This window comes from Pseudomonas sp. N-137 (genome assembly GCF_034555295.1).
Taxonomy (GTDB): Bacteria; Pseudomonadota; Gammaproteobacteria; order Pseudomonadales; family Pseudomonadaceae; genus Aquipseudomonas; species Aquipseudomonas rhizophila.
In genome coordinates this window covers 265,182-279,761 of the sequence record NZ_JAXUDQ010000007.1, presented here as the reverse complement: position 1 = coordinate 279,761, position 14,580 = coordinate 265,182, and the positions used below count along the sequence as shown (strand labels likewise).

General features: G+C 53.5%; 12 protein-coding genes, 4 tRNA genes and 1 pseudogene. 10 read left to right on the top strand and 7 right to left on the bottom strand.

What is annotated here, in order from left to right:
- Nucleotides 1–4 precede the first annotated feature (4 nt).
- From T3A99_RS07420 to T3A99_RS07390, 7 genes are all read left to right on the top strand, one after another.
- Complete coding sequence (locus T3A99_RS07420; protein ID WP_039593931.1) at nt 5–565, top strand: CvpA family protein; 561 nt, start codon at nt 5–7, stop codon at nt 563–565.
- Nucleotides 566–606: 41 nt separating this feature from the next.
- Nucleotides 607–2,112: an amidophosphoribosyltransferase gene (purF, locus tag T3A99_RS07415; protein ID WP_047229235.1), complete on the top strand. Its 1,506-nt coding sequence runs from the start codon at nt 607–609 to the stop codon at nt 2,110–2,112.
- A gap of 56 nt (nt 2,113–2,168) precedes the next feature.
- Nucleotides 2,169–3,380 carry an O-succinylhomoserine sulfhydrylase gene (locus T3A99_RS07410; RefSeq protein WP_047229234.1) on the top strand — a complete coding sequence of 404 codons (1,212 nt, stop codon included), beginning with the start codon at nt 2,169–2,171 and terminating at the stop codon, nt 3,378–3,380.
- On the top strand, nt 3,377–4,150 hold the full coding sequence (locus T3A99_RS07405) for an SDR family oxidoreductase (RefSeq protein WP_092400417.1): 774 nt from the start codon (nt 3,377–3,379) through the stop codon (nt 4,148–4,150). Before T3A99_RS07410 ends, T3A99_RS07405 begins: the two co-directional genes overlap by 4 nt.
- Before the next feature lie 102 nt (nt 4,151–4,252).
- A tRNA-Val gene (locus tag T3A99_RS07400) sits at nt 4,253–4,328 on the top strand.
- Nucleotides 4,329–4,386: 58 nt separating this feature from the next.
- Nucleotides 4,387–4,463 (top strand) — tRNA-Asp (locus tag T3A99_RS07395).
- Between the two features lie 89 nt (nt 4,464–4,552).
- A tRNA-Asp gene (locus tag T3A99_RS07390) sits at nt 4,553–4,629 on the top strand.
- 206 nt (nt 4,630–4,835) lie between these two features.
- Here the strand turns inward: T3A99_RS07390 and T3A99_RS07385 are convergent.
- A complete protein-coding gene (locus T3A99_RS07385; RefSeq protein WP_047229232.1) occupies nt 4,836–6,119 on the bottom strand; it encodes an NAD(P)/FAD-dependent oxidoreductase in 1,284 nt (427 codons plus the stop codon).
- 183 nt (nt 6,120–6,302) lie between these two features.
- Between T3A99_RS07385 and T3A99_RS07380 the strand changes: the two genes are divergently transcribed.
- Both T3A99_RS07380 and T3A99_RS07375 read left to right on the top strand, forming a co-directional pair.
- A tRNA-Val gene (locus tag T3A99_RS07380) sits at nt 6,303–6,379 on the top strand.
- A gap of 523 nt (nt 6,380–6,902) precedes the next feature.
- A complete protein-coding gene (locus T3A99_RS07375; RefSeq protein WP_322834174.1) occupies nt 6,903–7,322 on the top strand; it encodes a hypothetical protein in 420 nt (139 codons plus the stop codon).
- A gap of 687 nt (nt 7,323–8,009) precedes the next feature.
- Here the strand turns inward: T3A99_RS07375 and T3A99_RS07370 are convergent.
- The 6 genes from T3A99_RS07370 to T3A99_RS07345 all read right to left on the bottom strand — a co-directional run bounded on the left by T3A99_RS07370 (nt 8,010) and on the right by T3A99_RS07345 (nt 13,359).
- Nucleotides 8,010–8,360 carry a hypothetical protein gene (locus T3A99_RS07370; RefSeq protein ID WP_304818770.1) on the bottom strand — a complete coding sequence of 117 codons (351 nt, stop codon included), beginning with the start codon at nt 8,358–8,360 and terminating at the stop codon, nt 8,010–8,012.
- A 640-nt stretch (nt 8,361–9,000) separates the two neighbouring features.
- Nucleotides 9,001–10,464, bottom strand: coding sequence for a DEAD/DEAH box helicase family protein (locus T3A99_RS07365; protein WP_322834173.1), 1,464 nt, complete (start codon nt 10,462–10,464; stop codon nt 9,001–9,003).
- Nucleotides 10,451–10,738 carry a hypothetical protein gene (locus tag T3A99_RS07360; protein ID WP_322834172.1) on the bottom strand — a complete coding sequence of 96 codons (288 nt, stop codon included), beginning with the start codon at nt 10,736–10,738 and terminating at the stop codon, nt 10,451–10,453. Before T3A99_RS07360 ends, T3A99_RS07365 begins: the two co-directional genes overlap by 14 nt.
- Nucleotides 10,738–11,148: a hypothetical protein gene (locus T3A99_RS07355; protein WP_322834171.1), complete on the bottom strand. Its 411-nt coding sequence runs from the start codon at nt 11,146–11,148 to the stop codon at nt 10,738–10,740. The genes T3A99_RS07360 and T3A99_RS07355 overlap by 1 nt, the downstream gene beginning before the upstream one ends.
- A 715-nt stretch (nt 11,149–11,863) precedes the next feature.
- Nucleotides 11,864–12,820 (bottom strand): site-specific integrase, encoded by a 957-nt coding sequence (locus T3A99_RS07350; protein ID WP_322834170.1) that lies wholly within the window; start codon nt 12,818–12,820, stop codon nt 11,864–11,866.
- Between the two features lie 251 nt (nt 12,821–13,071).
- A complete protein-coding gene (locus tag T3A99_RS07345; RefSeq protein WP_322834169.1) occupies nt 13,072–13,359 on the bottom strand; it encodes an antitoxin in 288 nt (95 codons plus the stop codon).
- A 418-nt stretch (nt 13,360–13,777) separates the two neighbouring features.
- Here T3A99_RS07345 and T3A99_RS07340 point away from each other — a divergent pair.
- A pseudogene (locus T3A99_RS07340) lies at nt 13,778–14,320 on the top strand (NlpC/P60 family protein); the annotation flags it as partial.
- Nucleotides 14,321–14,580 lie beyond the last annotated feature (260 nt).

Here is a 14,580-nt window from a genome sequence, read left to right as displayed (position 1 = left end):
CACCGTGCCATTTACCTGGGTTGACTGGGCGATCGTTGCAATCGTCGCCATCTCCGCATTGATCAGTCTGAGCCGCGGCTTCGTCAAGGAAGCCCTCTCGCTGCTGACCTGGATCATCGCGGGGGTCGTAGCCTGGATGTTTGGTGGTTCGTTGTCCCAGTACCTCGCCGGATACATTGAAACTCCGTCGGCCCGCGTGATCGCGGGCTGTGCCATCTTGTTTATCGCCACCTTGCTGGTCGGCGCAATGATCAACTACCTGATCGGCGAACTGATTCGCGTCACCGGGCTTTCCGGGACGGACCGGTTCCTGGGCATGGCCTTCGGCGCGGCGCGTGGCGCGTTGCTGGTGGTCGTGGCTGTCGGGCTATTGAGCCTGGGGCCGGTACAGCAGGATACGTGGTGGCAGGAGTCCCGGCTCGTGCCACAATTTCTATTGGTCGCAGACTGGTCCAAGAACCTGATCCTGGGTTGGAGCAGTCAGTGGCTTGCCAGCGGTATCAGCGTACCCGCTGAAATACCGTTCAAGGAACAACTCTTGCCGATGGCCAAAACGCCGCAGTGAGTGTTGTTCAGTTCAGATCCATTAAGTAGGGGTTGTGTCGCATGTGTGGCATCGTCGGTATCGTCGGTAAGTCGAACGTCAATCAGGCGCTGTATGACGCGCTAACCGTGCTCCAGCACCGCGGCCAGGACGCTGCCGGTATCGTGACCAGCCATGACGGCCGGTTATTCCTGCGCAAGGACAACGGGCTGGTGCGTGACGTGTTCCATCAGCGTCACATGCAGCGCCTGGTCGGTCACATGGGCATTGGCCATGTGCGCTACCCAACAGCGGGCAGCTCGACTTCGGCCGAAGCCCAGCCGTTCTACGTCAACTCGCCGTACGGCATCACGTTGGCGCACAACGGCAACCTGACCAACGTCGAGCAGTTGGCCAAGGAGATCTACGAATCGGACCTGCGCCACGTCAATACCAACTCCGACTCGGAAGTGATGCTCAACGTCTTCGCCCATGAACTGGCCCAGCGCGGCAAGCTGCAGCCTACCGAAGAAGATGTGTTCGCCGCTGTGACCGACGTGCATAACCGCTGCGTCGGCGGCTACTCGGTCGTGGCGATGATCACCGGTTACGGCATCGTCGGTTTCCGCGACCCCCATGGCATCCGCCCGATCGTGTTCGGCCAGCGTCACACCGACGAAGGCGTCGAGTACATGATTGCCTCGGAAAGCGTGTCCCTGGACGTGCTGGGCTTCACCCTGATTCGCGACCTGGCCCCGGGCGAAGCGGTCTACATCACCGAAGACGGCAAGTTGTTCACCCGTCAGTGCGCGACCAACCCGAGCCTGACTCCGTGCATCTTCGAGCACGTCTACCTGGCGCGCCCGGACTCGATCATCGACGGCATCTCGGTCTATAAGGCCCGCCTGCGCATGGGCGAGAAACTGGCCGACAAGATCTTGCGCGAGCGGCCGGACCACGACATCGACGTGGTCATCCCGATCCCGGACACCAGCCGCACCGCGGCCCTGGAGCTGGCGAACCACCTGGGCGTCAAGTTCCGCGAAGGCTTCGTGAAGAACCGTTACATCGGCCGTACCTTCATCATGCCCGGCCAGGCCGCGCGGAAAAAATCGGTACGCCAGAAGCTCAACGCCATCGAACTGGAATTTCGCGGCAAGAACGTGATGCTGGTGGATGACTCCATCGTGCGCGGAACCACGTGCAAGCAGATCATCCAGATGGCCCGTGAAGCCGGTGCCAAGAACGTATACTTCTGCTCGGCGGCGCCGGCCGTGCGTTATCCGAACGTCTACGGCATCGACATGCCGAGCGCCCACGAGCTGATCGCCCACAATCGCACTACCCAGGAAGTGGCCGACCTGATCGGCGCCGACTGGCTGATCTATCAGGACCTGCCGGACCTGATAGAAGCGGTGGGTGGTGGCAAGATCAAGATCGAGCAGTTCGACTGCGCAGTGTTTGACGGCAAGTACGTCACCGGTGACGTCGATGAGGCCTACCTGAACAAGATCGAGAACGCTCGTAACGATGCGTCCAAGGCCAAGACCCAGGCGGTCAGCGCGATCATCGATCTGTACAACAACTGAGTGACAAGCCGGCCCTGAGGGGCCGGTTTGCGTTTAATGACTACAGGAGCGACAGCATGAGTCAGGATTGGGATGCCGGTCGGCTGGACAGCGACCTTGAGGGTGTAGCGTTCGATACCCTGGCGGTCCGCGCCGGTCAGCACCGCACGCCGGAAGCCGAGCATGGCGATCCGATGTTCTTCACGTCCAGCTACGTGTTCCGTACCGCTGCCGATGCGGCGGCCCGGTTTGCCGGCGAGGTGCCGGGCAACGTCTACTCGCGCTACACCAACCCCACCGTGCGGGCTTTCGAAGAGCGCCTCGCTGCTCTGGAAGGTGCCGAGCAGGCTGTGGCCACCGCCACCGGCATGGCGGCGATCATGGCCGTGGTCATGAGCTTTTGCAGCGCTGGCGACCACGTGCTGGTGTCGCGCAGTGTCTTCGGCTCGACCATCAGCCTGTTCGAAAAGTACTTCAAGCGTTTCGGCGTGGAAGTCGATTACGTGCCCCTGGCGGACTTGTCCGGTTGGGATGCGGCAATCAAGCCCAATACCAAGATGCTGTTTGTCGAATCGCCGTCCAACCCCCTGGCCGAGCTGGTGGACATCGCCGCGTTGGCGGAAATCGCCCACGCCAAGGGCGCCATGCTGGTGGTCGATAACTGCTTCTGCACGCCGGCGTTGCAACAGCCACTGAAGCTGGGTGCCGACGTGGTGGTGCATTCGGCGACCAAGTTCATCGACGGCCAGGGTCGTTGCATGGGCGGCGTGGTGGCCGGTCGTGGCGAGCAGATGAAAGAAGTGGTGGGCTTCCTGCGCACCGCCGGGCCGACCTTGAGTCCGTTCAACGCCTGGATCTTCCTCAAAGGCCTGGAAACCCTGGGCCTGCGTATGAAAGCCCATTGCGCCAACGCCCAACTGCTGGCTGAGTGGCTGGAGCAGCAGGATGGCATCGAGAAAGTGCACTACGCCGGCCTCAAGAGCCATCCGCAACATGACCTGGCCGCGCGTCAGCAGCGCGGTTTCGGTGCGGTGGTGAGCTTCGAGGTCAAAGGGGGCAAGGAGGGCGCCTGGCGCTTCATCGACGCCACCCGGTTGATTTCCATCACCGCCAACCTGGGTGACAGCAAAACCACCATCACTCACCCAAGCACCACCTCCCACGGTCGCCTGACGCCCCAGGAGCGTGAAGCAGCGGGCATCCGCGACAGCCTGATCCGCGTCGCGGTGGGTCTGGAGGACGTGGCTGACCTGCAAGCCGATCTGGCCCGTGGGTTGGCCGCCTTGTGATCGAGCTGGCAACGCCGCACGGCGGCACTCATGGCCGGGTAGCTCTGGTGACAGGCGCCGCGCGGGGTATCGGCCTGGGGATTGCTACCTGGCTGATCTGTGAGGGCTGGCAGGTGGTGCTGACTGACCTGGATCGTGAGCGCGGCTCCAAGGTCGCCAAGACGCTGGGGGAGAACGCCTGGTTCATCACCATGGATGTGGCGGATGAGACGCAAGTCGCCACGGGAATCGCCGAGGTGTTGGGCCAGTTTGGACGGCTTGACGCGCTGGTGTGCAACGCGGCCATCGCCGATCCCCACAACATCACCCTGGAAAGCCTGGATCTGGCCTACTGGAATCGGGTCCTGGCGGTGAACCTGGGTGGTCCCATGCTGCTGGCCAAGCATTGTGCGCCTTACCTGCGTGCCCACAATGGCGCCATCGTCAACCTGGCCTCGACCCGTGCCGCACAATCAGAACCCGACACCGAAGCCTATGCGGCGAGCAAGGGCGGCTTGCTCGCCCTGACCCATGCCTTGGCGATCAGCCTTGGGCCGGAGATCCGGGTCAATGCTGTCAGCCCCGGCTGGATCGACGCACGGGACCCGTCCCAGCGTCGCGCGCAGCCGCTCACCGATGCCGATCATGCTCAGCATCCGGCAGGCAGGGTAGGCACGGTAGAGGATGTAGCGGCGATGGTGGCGTGGCTGTTGTCGCGCAATGCCGGTTTTGTCACGGGCCAGGAGTTCGTGGTGGACGGTGGCATGACCAAGAAAATGATTTATGAGTGAGAGCGGTTGTGCGTGCCGCTTGAACTGTTTTGAAAAAACTTCAACCCTGCTATTGACTTAGCTTCGGTACCTGCGTAAATTTCGCGGCCTCAACGAAGCAAAGGGTGATTAGCTCAGCTGGGAGAGCGTCTGCCTTACAAGCAGAATGTCGGCGGTTCGATCCCGTCATCACCCACCATGTTTTACGAGAGTTTTGCGAAAGCAAGACGGAAGCTGTCAAAAGCCTCCACCGACGCGCAGCGGTAGTTCAGTCGGTTAGAATACCGGCCTGTCACGCCGGGGGTCGCGGGTTCGAGTCCCGTCCGCTGCGCCATATTTTCCGAAGCAGGTTCGCCTGGTTCGAGATCCAAGCCCAAGGGGTTGGATCAGACGAGTTAACTGGACGCAAGTCCATAGCGATACGCAGCGGTAGTTCAGTCGGTTAGAATACCGGCCTGTCACGCCGGGGGTCGCGGGTTCGAGTCCCGTCCGCTGCGCCATATCTGCTTCGAGGCCCACTGAACGCCTTGAAGCTAAGAAGAAAGCTGAAAAGCTACTTCTAGTCGATAGCAAAGACCCTGGTCGAAAGACCGGGGTTTTTTGTTTTCGGGATAATGACACTGAAAGGTTGGAACACGCCTGTGGCGAGGGAGCTTGCTCCCGCTGGGCTGCGCAGCAGCCCTTTTCTATGAAGTCGTCCGACGTGTCAGAATCCAAGCCTATCCCGCAGCCCGTAATACCAAGCCCCCATCGCCGCAAACGGCGTACGCAACAACTGACCGCCGGGGAAAGGGTAGTGCGGCAGATCGGCAAACGCATCGAAACGCTCAGCCTGACCACGCAGCGCCTCGGCCAGGACCTTGCCCGCCAGGTGCGTATACGTCACGCCATGGCCGCTGCAGCCCTGGGAATAATAAATGTTGTCCCCCAGGCGCCCGACCTGCGGAAGGCGCGATAGCGTCAGCAGGAAGTTTCCGGTCCAGGCGTAGTCGATCTTCACGTCCTTGAGCTGCGGGAATGCCTTGAGCATCTTCGGACGAATGATCGCTTCAATATTCGCCGGATCCCTCGCGCCATACACCACGCCGCCGCCGAAAATCAGACGCTTGTCGCCCGTGAGTCGGTAGTAATCGAGCAAGTAGTTGCAGTCTTCAACGCAATAGTCCTGAGGCAGCAGGCTGCGAGCCAGCTCATCGCCCAGCGGCTCGGTGGCAATAACCTGGGTGCCGCAAGGCATGGATTTGGCTGCCAGTTCGGGCACCAAATTGCCCAGATAAGCATTGCCCGCCACGATGATGAACTTGGCCCTGACCTTGCCCTGCGGTGTATGCACAACCGGGCTGGCGCCACGCTCGATGCGCACCGCCGGCGACTGCTCATAAATCACCCCGCCAAGAGACTCCACCGCCGCCGCCTCACCGAGGGCCAGGTTCAGCGGATGAATATGCCCACCGCTCATGTCCAGCATCCCGCCCACATACTCCTCGCAGGCCACCACCTCGCGAATACGCCGCTGATCGAGCAACTCAAGCTGGGTATGCCCGAAACGCTCCCACAAACGCTTCTGCGACTCCAAATGGCCCATTTGCTTGGCGGTAAGGGCAGCGAATACTCCGCCATCCTTCAAATCACACTGAATCTGATACTTCGCCACCCGCTCGCGAATGATCCGACCGCCCTCGAACGCCATATTGCCCAGCAACTGCGCCTGCTGAGGCCCGACACTGCGCTCGATCACGTCGATGTCGCGGCTGTAACTGTTAACGATCTGCCCGCCATTACGACCTGAAGCGCCAAAGCCAACCTTTGCCGCCTCAAGGACCGTGACCTTGAAACCGTTCTCCAGCAGAAACAGCGCAGAGGACAGGCCGGTGTAACCAGCGCCGATCACGCAAACATCCGTTTCGACATCATCCTGCAGGGCAGGGCGAGCTGGAACCGGATTGGCCGACGCGGCGTAATAAGATTCTGGATACGGTGTGTTCGCCATTCTGCAACCTCTGTTTTATATTTTTTACGAATGCGCCGATCCTACCCGAGATAAAAATCAGCCGCCAGCCACCGCCAATCTTCGACGCGTTTGGTGAAATTAAATATTTTGCATATTCATAGGGTTAGGTGAAAAAAAGGTATTGACACCCCTTCGGAATTCCGTAGAATGCCGCCTCACAGCAGGCACGTAGCTCAGTTGGTTAGAGCACCACCTTGACATGGTGGGGGTCGTTGGTTCGAGTCCAATCGCGCCTACCAAACAAAATCCGCTCTGCTGGGCGGTCTAGAGGGGGAATCCGAAAGGGTTCCCCTTTTTCTTTGCCTAAGAAAACGTTCACAAATTATAGGCTTCGTTCACACAAGGCAATGTGAACGTAGATTCCTACCTCCCTCTGTTCACACTCAGAATTGTGAATGAACCCACTTAACCTATTGAGATGTATGGCCTGAGCCCTTTCTTGTCTAGGTGGTGGTACGTTCGCAAGCTCACTCCCTTGCCCGTTGTTCGTACCTCACAAGGGCAGGCTTCTAACCAACTGAGCTACGTGCCTGCTGTGAGGCGGCAGACGCCTATCGGCCACGCTCTACATCCCAACGCTCTGTGTTGAATTATGAACGCCATAGGCGACGCTATAGGGATTATGTGAGCGTTTGCTTGGTAGGGGTGGGAAGGGGGTTAGGGGGAGGGTGCTTATGTATGCAATGCGGCTCATCTATTTCTAGCGGAAAATACGGCGTCCTGCTATGTATATCTAAAAGAAGATATTACGGGAGGTATCTAATGGATTTATTTTCACTGGCGGTGGGTTTTCTTACAGGAGCATTTACAGCAGCGGCGGGAAATTATCTTGCCGATAAGTACTCGGATGCCCGTAGGGAGAAGGAAGCAGAGAAGAAGTCAAAGAAGCTATGGCGGGAAATTAAAAGTAGATTTCCCGCAGTTATTGAAGAAATGGAGCGTGATCTTAGAGCTGAAGGGGGCAGTGGCGTTCGAGTATTTTTCGTAAAAAGCAGCTACTCCATGATAGGTTTCGCTAGTGAGCCTTACTTTGAGTTGCATACAGATAAACATTTGGACTTATCGGCGGCCATACAGTTTCTCTTGGACCAGGGCCTCATTATAGACATTACTCCTGGTAACGCACCAATGTATCGAATGAGTGAGAGACTGGTTGATCTCTTGCTTGCTCGTAAATATTGAGTCTGATTGACAAAAGGGTGGCAAAGAGCTATATCGAATGCAGGCAAACGGGCCTAGTACACGCTGAACCGTACGTCTCAGAGAGTGAGGCGCTTTAATGTCAGTAGCGCCATAGCGAACCTTTCGATGGTGTAGTGATGGTGTGAACGCTCTGAAGACCGAGCCGGCGGTTCGTAGACAGGCCGAGGTGCCACCCTCAGAGGTGGAACGCTTACCCCTTCTGGCGTTGTTAGGAGGGCAGGTTACTGGTAGCTGAACTATCGGGCACAGCAGGCGTTAGCCCCTGTGAAGAACGGCCAGTGTGGTAACGCATTGAGCACCCCTAAGGGGCACTAGGTAACCACCTAGAACCGAGCGTAATGCTTTCTATGTCATAGCTATATCAAAATGGATGGCTGCAATGGATAGCGAACAGTCACGCTTGGCCGCAGTAATAAAACTAACGGCGTCTCGTCACCCCATTGGGTTCCTATGTAATATATTTATGGTTTCTGTTTTAATTGCAACGATGTATATGGCATTGTTCAAAGGTAAGATCATAGTGGCTGTAATTTTTGTTGTTGTAGCGTCGCTAATTCGCTTGTCTATTATGTCGTTACTAAGATTCTACCTAGCTAGAAAGTATCGCTAGTCTGGTCGGTGGCGTGAGGCACCAATACACCTCATCTGTCTTAATAAATAATTATTCTATTTGCCGCCTACAAGGCTGAGTCTCTGTACGTCAGCTTCGTATTCGTCAGCAATGCGCTTGCTAATCGCCACTTCACGCTCTACATCTGCTTTCCTTGGGCGTCCTACTGGTCTTACGCTACCAGTTACCTTAAGCATCTCCTTAACCGCTGCTATGTTTCCGTTGACTAACTCCTGTTTCAATATCTCAATGGACTTATCATGCCAGTAGATACGGTGTTCCTCCTTCCATCCTTGTTCTTCAGCGTAAATGTCTAAGGTGAGCATGGTTACGCCTAAGCGTTTAGCCAGGTCGCAGTGTGAATTGGTCTCAATGTATTCGGTCTTATCTTTATCTGTAAGGTTCATGGTGCTCTCGGTCTTGTATGTTGGATTGTGATTGCTAGAGTGAGTGAATAGCAGATGATATTTAGGGCTATGGCTAGAACGCTGTAGTTCTGCATTATCTGTAAGATTAATAGCTGAGTGTACTGAAGGCATAGCAGGAGAGTTAGGAGGTAGATCACGGTCTAATAGCAGGTGCTTCCTCAATATCCTTAAGTCTGCATCGGGATATATAGCCTACGGCTTGTAGGGTGATGCGATGAGTAAGAGATAGGTTGTATAACGCTTGATGGTCATTGCGCTTAGCAATAATCTCCTTAGCTAAGCCCCTGCGAAGAATTATATTTTTGAAGGTGAATGAAGTAACGCTAGGTATTCTAATGGTGTCTGTATCTAACATATGGTTATCCATTGATGGGTGTAGTCTTAACGTCACTACGTGACAGAAGCAAGAGCAAGAGCACGCCACGTAGTGGCATACGCAAATAAGAAAGATCAAGAGCGGATTGCTAGTAGGTGCTCTGCTTTTGATTCTCTCTTTAATGCGTGCTCTTTGTCGGCTGTGCCGACGTTGCTTTTGCTTTTGATTTTGATTTTATTGTTAAGTGTAAAGTGTCCACAATCCCTTAAAGATACTCTAAGAGAAAGTGGACAGTTCGAGCTGTCAGTTAGCAGTTTGAAGCCATTTGGATACGATACTTTTGCTAACATTCATGACTGATGCAATCTTCCTGAGAGAAAGACCTTCAGAGGATAGTGCTTTAGCAGTGAGAATGTTTTCTTCTAGCTTGCTTCGGGAGCGAGTGTTAGGTGCTGGTCGAGTAAGGTCTTTTAGGATTAGGTGATTGCCCCTAAGATCGAATGCTAGATGGCGTGCTGATTCCTCTGTAGGTACAAAGTGAACAGTAGGTCTATCATTGCTAAATGTCCTAATACTGCTGCGTGTTGCGGCTTGAAATATTAGTTCTCTATAGCGTTCATTGCGCAGGGCTTGCTTGCCTATTGCTGAAGAGATAGCCATTTTCTCTAGCATCTCAGAGTTGTTCTGGTCGTCAATAGGATTAGGGTTGCCGTGGATTAGTGACAGCGTATTGTGTACGTCTGAGTATCCATTCAATCCCCTCGCATCAAAGGGGATACGTATTACATTAGGGTGATCCTCGAAAGGATACTTACACCATTCATGAGCCTGTACAAGGAGGGGTTCACCTTGTACGAATTCTATAGCGTCACGTAACAGCGAATGCCCATATACCTTATCGCTCCACTCTTCAGCTACAGCACCATCAGGAAGCGTAAGAAGCATGGTCTTGCTAACCTTACTACCACCAATCAATGGATAGATGTAACTCTCGAATTTATAGCGTCTGTATTCCGGTGTGAATTTTGACGCTGCAGTGGTATAGCCCTTGGTGAGGGCATGCTGATAGGCAAGGGTGCCTGTGACGTTGGCTCCAAGGATATGTGTTTCAGAGGCGTGCTCATAGATCCCGCTTAAGTCAAAGTAGTCAATCACCCTAACTTGCCATTTCCATTTACTTTCCTTCTTGCTGAGATACTCCTTGATGAATACATCTGCTTTGCCCCTGAGTAGTGCCCCTAGGCAAGTAGTAATGGTTGACATCCCCTTGTCATCTATTACATCTGAATAGATTGCTCTTGCTTCCTTGGTCATTCCTAGTTTGATAGACGCTTTGGTCGAGACGTTATCAATCTCAATGAATTTCTCTAGGAAGTTAGTGTAGGCGTGATCGCCAATATCTCGGGTGAGATTGTTAGCGACCGATGGAACTTCATCAATGACCACAATCCAATCTTGCAGGTAGCAAGGATCAAGGTCTAGTAAGGTCTTATGCGTGATGATAAGGACCTTAGGTTCATCTTCAAGCAGCGTGCATTCTACGGTGTCAGTGACATTCTTGTGGGTGTCACTATTGATTACGCAAATGTGATTTATTCCAATGGCCTGGATACGCTTAACGACATCCTTTGACAGCACCTTGGTAGGTACGGCATACAGGTAGCGTTTATAAGGGTCAGAATCTAGCTCTTTGATGAATTGTTCTGTCTTGCCTGTACCCGGTGTAGCTTCTGCTACGTATATAATCCTTGAGTCACTTGGGATCAATCAGTTTTCCTTCTTTAAGTAGGCTGTCTACTAGCTTGATAATGTAGCTCGGATGAGTGAAGTTACCTGTTAGCTCGTGAGGTATTTTGTTCCCCTTGATGTTCAGGACTTGATAGTAACCGTACTGGCTCATCCCATATTCCACAAATTTGTAGTCACGAATACCTGTGATAAGACGGTTTTTCTGTTCGATACTGCAATCCATTGCGCCTAGCTCAGAACGTCGTTCTTGTAGTGCTCGTTGCTCTGCCTCTGTCAGATAGGTATTACCCATTAGTTTTCTCCTTGTTTGTAAGTGGCACGTATAGCAGCCATTAGCTCAGCCTGTTCTTTCATGGTGGCACCTGTGAGCATGCTCTTAGATGTACCTGTAACCTTGCCTTGTTCATCTCGCTCAAGGATGGTTTTCGGAGATTGAGGAGCGAAGCTTTTAGATGCGTTGTCAGCGTCCATCAGTTGTCGCACTAAAGGATCACCTTTGTACATTTCCTCAGCTACACGCTGCTTAGATTCTTTCCATAGTGAGAGAGCGTCCTTGGCAGAGCTCAGAGGTTTACCCTTTGGCTGAGATGATTCATCTGTTAATTGATAGCCCTGTTCAATCAATTCCGTGAGGACACCCATAGGAGTATTGCCTGTACGTCGAGCAAGTTCGTTAACATCTGTCATAGTAATTGTTTTCATTTGTCTTACTCCAAAGGAATTAATTTAAACTGGTTACGGTATGAGGACCCGAGCCTTACCTTTCGTAAGGCAATGAGTTCGTGTTCTACTAGGTATTGAATGGTTCTGCTACACGAGCTAGAAGATTTACCTGTCGCTGAGCAGAACTCATCAATGGGGATTTCACACCAGCGTAAGCCATCGTTACTCTTGTTCCTGATCATCAGCCACACGAGCTTACGTTCAGTAGTGTTTAGGCGCATGATCTTGCTTTCTATAATTTTATCTATGTCCATTGCGTTCTCTTTTTATTGTTACTCTCCAATGCCCAATATATGGGGTCTCACCATTTAGGCAATAAAAAAGACCGCTACCTACTGACTCTGAGTTAGCAGTGTGAGGAAGCAATCTTTATACTGGTATAAGCTATACTGGTTTTTCGGGGTAAAGGTCTACAAGGCGTGGCGTAAATATTTTCATGTCCTATATCTCATACTCTTTTTTGAGAGAAACGGGGACAGCGATTGTGAAAATAATTGTAGTTTCTATACGTATATACTTAAATCTGAAAGAGTACTCGACACGGATTCTCAAAATTAATGTCTGTCCGTAACTCTCAGTCACACACATCCCTTTACTCGCTGCCACTGTAAGCCCCTGTGGGGGGCTACAGTCTTACATGGCAACATGGAGGCAGTTGATTGCCTAACGTCGTCCCTGTGTGCTTACAGGCGGCTTAATCAATTAGGTGAAGTACATCCTTAGCATTTAAATGTGAGTACCTAGCTACAGACCTTGTGTCCCTATGCCCCGACACAATCATTATCTGAGCGTTGTTAAATCCCTTCTTGGCAACGTTGGTGATGCGCGTATGCCTCAACTGGTGAAGCCTGACGCTATTATCAAGACCCGCCTTGTTCCTTGCCAACCTAACCGCCTGTGACACTGCATGAGGCGTCACAATAAACAGTCGTCCTCTGTGTGCCTTGTTTGCTAAAGCGAGCCGCTGGGCCTCTTTCAATAGCTCTATAGCACGCAACGTGAGGGGCACAGACCTAGTGCCATTCTTACCGTCCACTACATCCGCAATACGTTCATCCAGGTGAAGACAGTGAGTCGTGAGCTTGAGTATTTCTGAGCGTCTCATAGCGGTTTCATAGGCAAGCTCTACGATGAGCGCCATGGTAGGGGATAGCTTGCTGAGCAACTGTCTAAGCTCGCCAGCGCTGATTACCTTGTCGCTAGATTTGTCTGGCTTGGGTAGGGCTATGTCACTTACGGGGTTGTGTATGTCGATTAGCAGGCCACGCTTAGCGAACCTGAAGAAACGGGACATGAATGCTAACTGAATACGACAGGTAGCAGGCTTGACCGTCTGTAGACGCTTCAGCTTGAAGTCATTGACTAGCTGAGGGGTGATGTCATGGATTGACTGAGGGAACGCAGCAAAGAGCTGGTCAACGATCTTGATTGCATGGTCATAGCTACCCTTACCCTTGAGCAAGGTTTCACAGTAGGTCATGCCCAAGGTGTAAAGCGTATGGGTCTGGTGTTCTTTGGTGACGGCTTCAAGCTGGTCAGCCCATGCTTGGGCCAACGCTTGAGTGGGGAAGGTTTTAGACTGGGCAGGTTTCCCTTTCAGGCGTACCTGAGCGTTCCAGTTACCGGAGGGAAGGGAGCGAATGTTAGCCATGGTTGACGCCTCATAATGTGAATGGGCGTTCTCTTAGGGCCTTGAGCTTCGTAGCTCTACGCCTAGCATGGTGGCTCTTGACATGGTGGGGGTCGTTGGTTCGAGTCCAATCGCGCCTACCAAACAAAATCCGCTCTGCTGGGCGGTCTAGAAGGGTCAACCGAGAGGTTGGCCCTTTTTTGCGTCTGGGGTTTGGGGAGGCTTGTTATAGTGGAAGCCACTGATAGCCGATACGCGGGCTTTTTCGCTACTCAACGGCCATTGGCGATATCTGCTTCGGCCTCGCCAATCAGATCGTCGAGAGATAGTCGAACAGGTGTTTCGTTGGCGTCGAGACGTGCCTTGACCAGGTGTACGAGTTCCAGTTCGTCCAGGCGCTCGACCATCGCCTCATAGACATTCGCCGGGACCATGTAGCCCACAACGCGGTTGTGGTTCAGCACGGCCACAGGTAAGCCATTGGTGCTGCTCAAGGCGGAAGATGGGTTCTTCATGAGTTCAGATACGCTGACGGCCACATCGGCAAGAATATTTTGCATGGATATGACTCCTGAATAGGTCTTTATTCTGGTCTTTTTATTCTGGAGTGACCACTGCCCAGAATCTCCATGCGAGGCCCAAGTCCAGTCAAACCACGGGGCATCGATCAGTCCGTCGTGCGTATGCCGCTGGCGTATTTGCTCCGCTACCTTCTTCACCAGTGAGCATCCCGACGCTTAGTTTTCATCCTTGCTGATTTATGTCAAAAGCGGGCGACTTATGAGTCGCCCGCTTTTTGTAGGTCTCAGTTTCTAAAAGCAAGGACTCGGTCCGATTGTCTACCGCTTGCGCTGACATCAATCCGCAGTAGAAAAGGGGACAGATTTATTTTTACTTCGCTGCGCTGAGAGTTTTCATCGAATGGATTCGCTTGGATCAACTGGCAGCCGGCTAGAAAATAAATCTGTCCCCTTTTTCCCGGACGCCACAAGCCGACCGTCACCGCGCGACCTGGCAATGTGCGAGGCGACGGTCATGTCCTGGCACATCCTGAGCTGGCCGCAGGGCGACTTGCGGACGGTGGTACCCGCCGGCGAGACGCCATTGCTGAAGCGCCCCTTCGTCCACGGTTCCTGGGACTGCTGGCAGGTCTGCGCCGACTGGTACAAGCGCGAGTGGGGGCTTGAGTTCGAAGCTTTCAAGCGCGCCGACGGCTGGTGGGAGAGCAAGGACAACACCAGCCTGTACGAGGTGAACTACGAGGCCGCCGGCTTCTACCGCGTCGACCAGCCACAGCGCGGCGACATGATCGTGATGGAGGTTGGCCGGACGGCTCACCCGAACCATGCCGGGATTTTCCTCGGTGCTGACCCGGGGCTGCCTGGCGAAGACGCCGAGGCCTTCGGCCCCGGGTCTTTTATGTTGCACCACCTGTATGGGCGCCCGAGCGAAATCATCGTCTTCGGCGGGCCATGGCTTGACCGAACACGACTGATACTCCGGCACAGCCAAACGAATTAGCCACGTGATCCGACAGGGCTGTGGGCGTGCGGACCAATCAGCGTTTCGTGCCGGGAAGCCCTGGAGCCATGAAGTCGTCAGTATCTGGCTCTTAATGCTAAAAAAATCAATGACTCAGAGTTAAAGCTAATTGATGCGTTTGCCTTGAACGTCAACTAGGACCGACTACTCTTGTCAGCAGTGCAGGTGCCAAGATGATTAGCTAGATTTAAGAAATGGAAATAAATAATTAGACGGCACAGCATGGTGTTGTTCAAAGA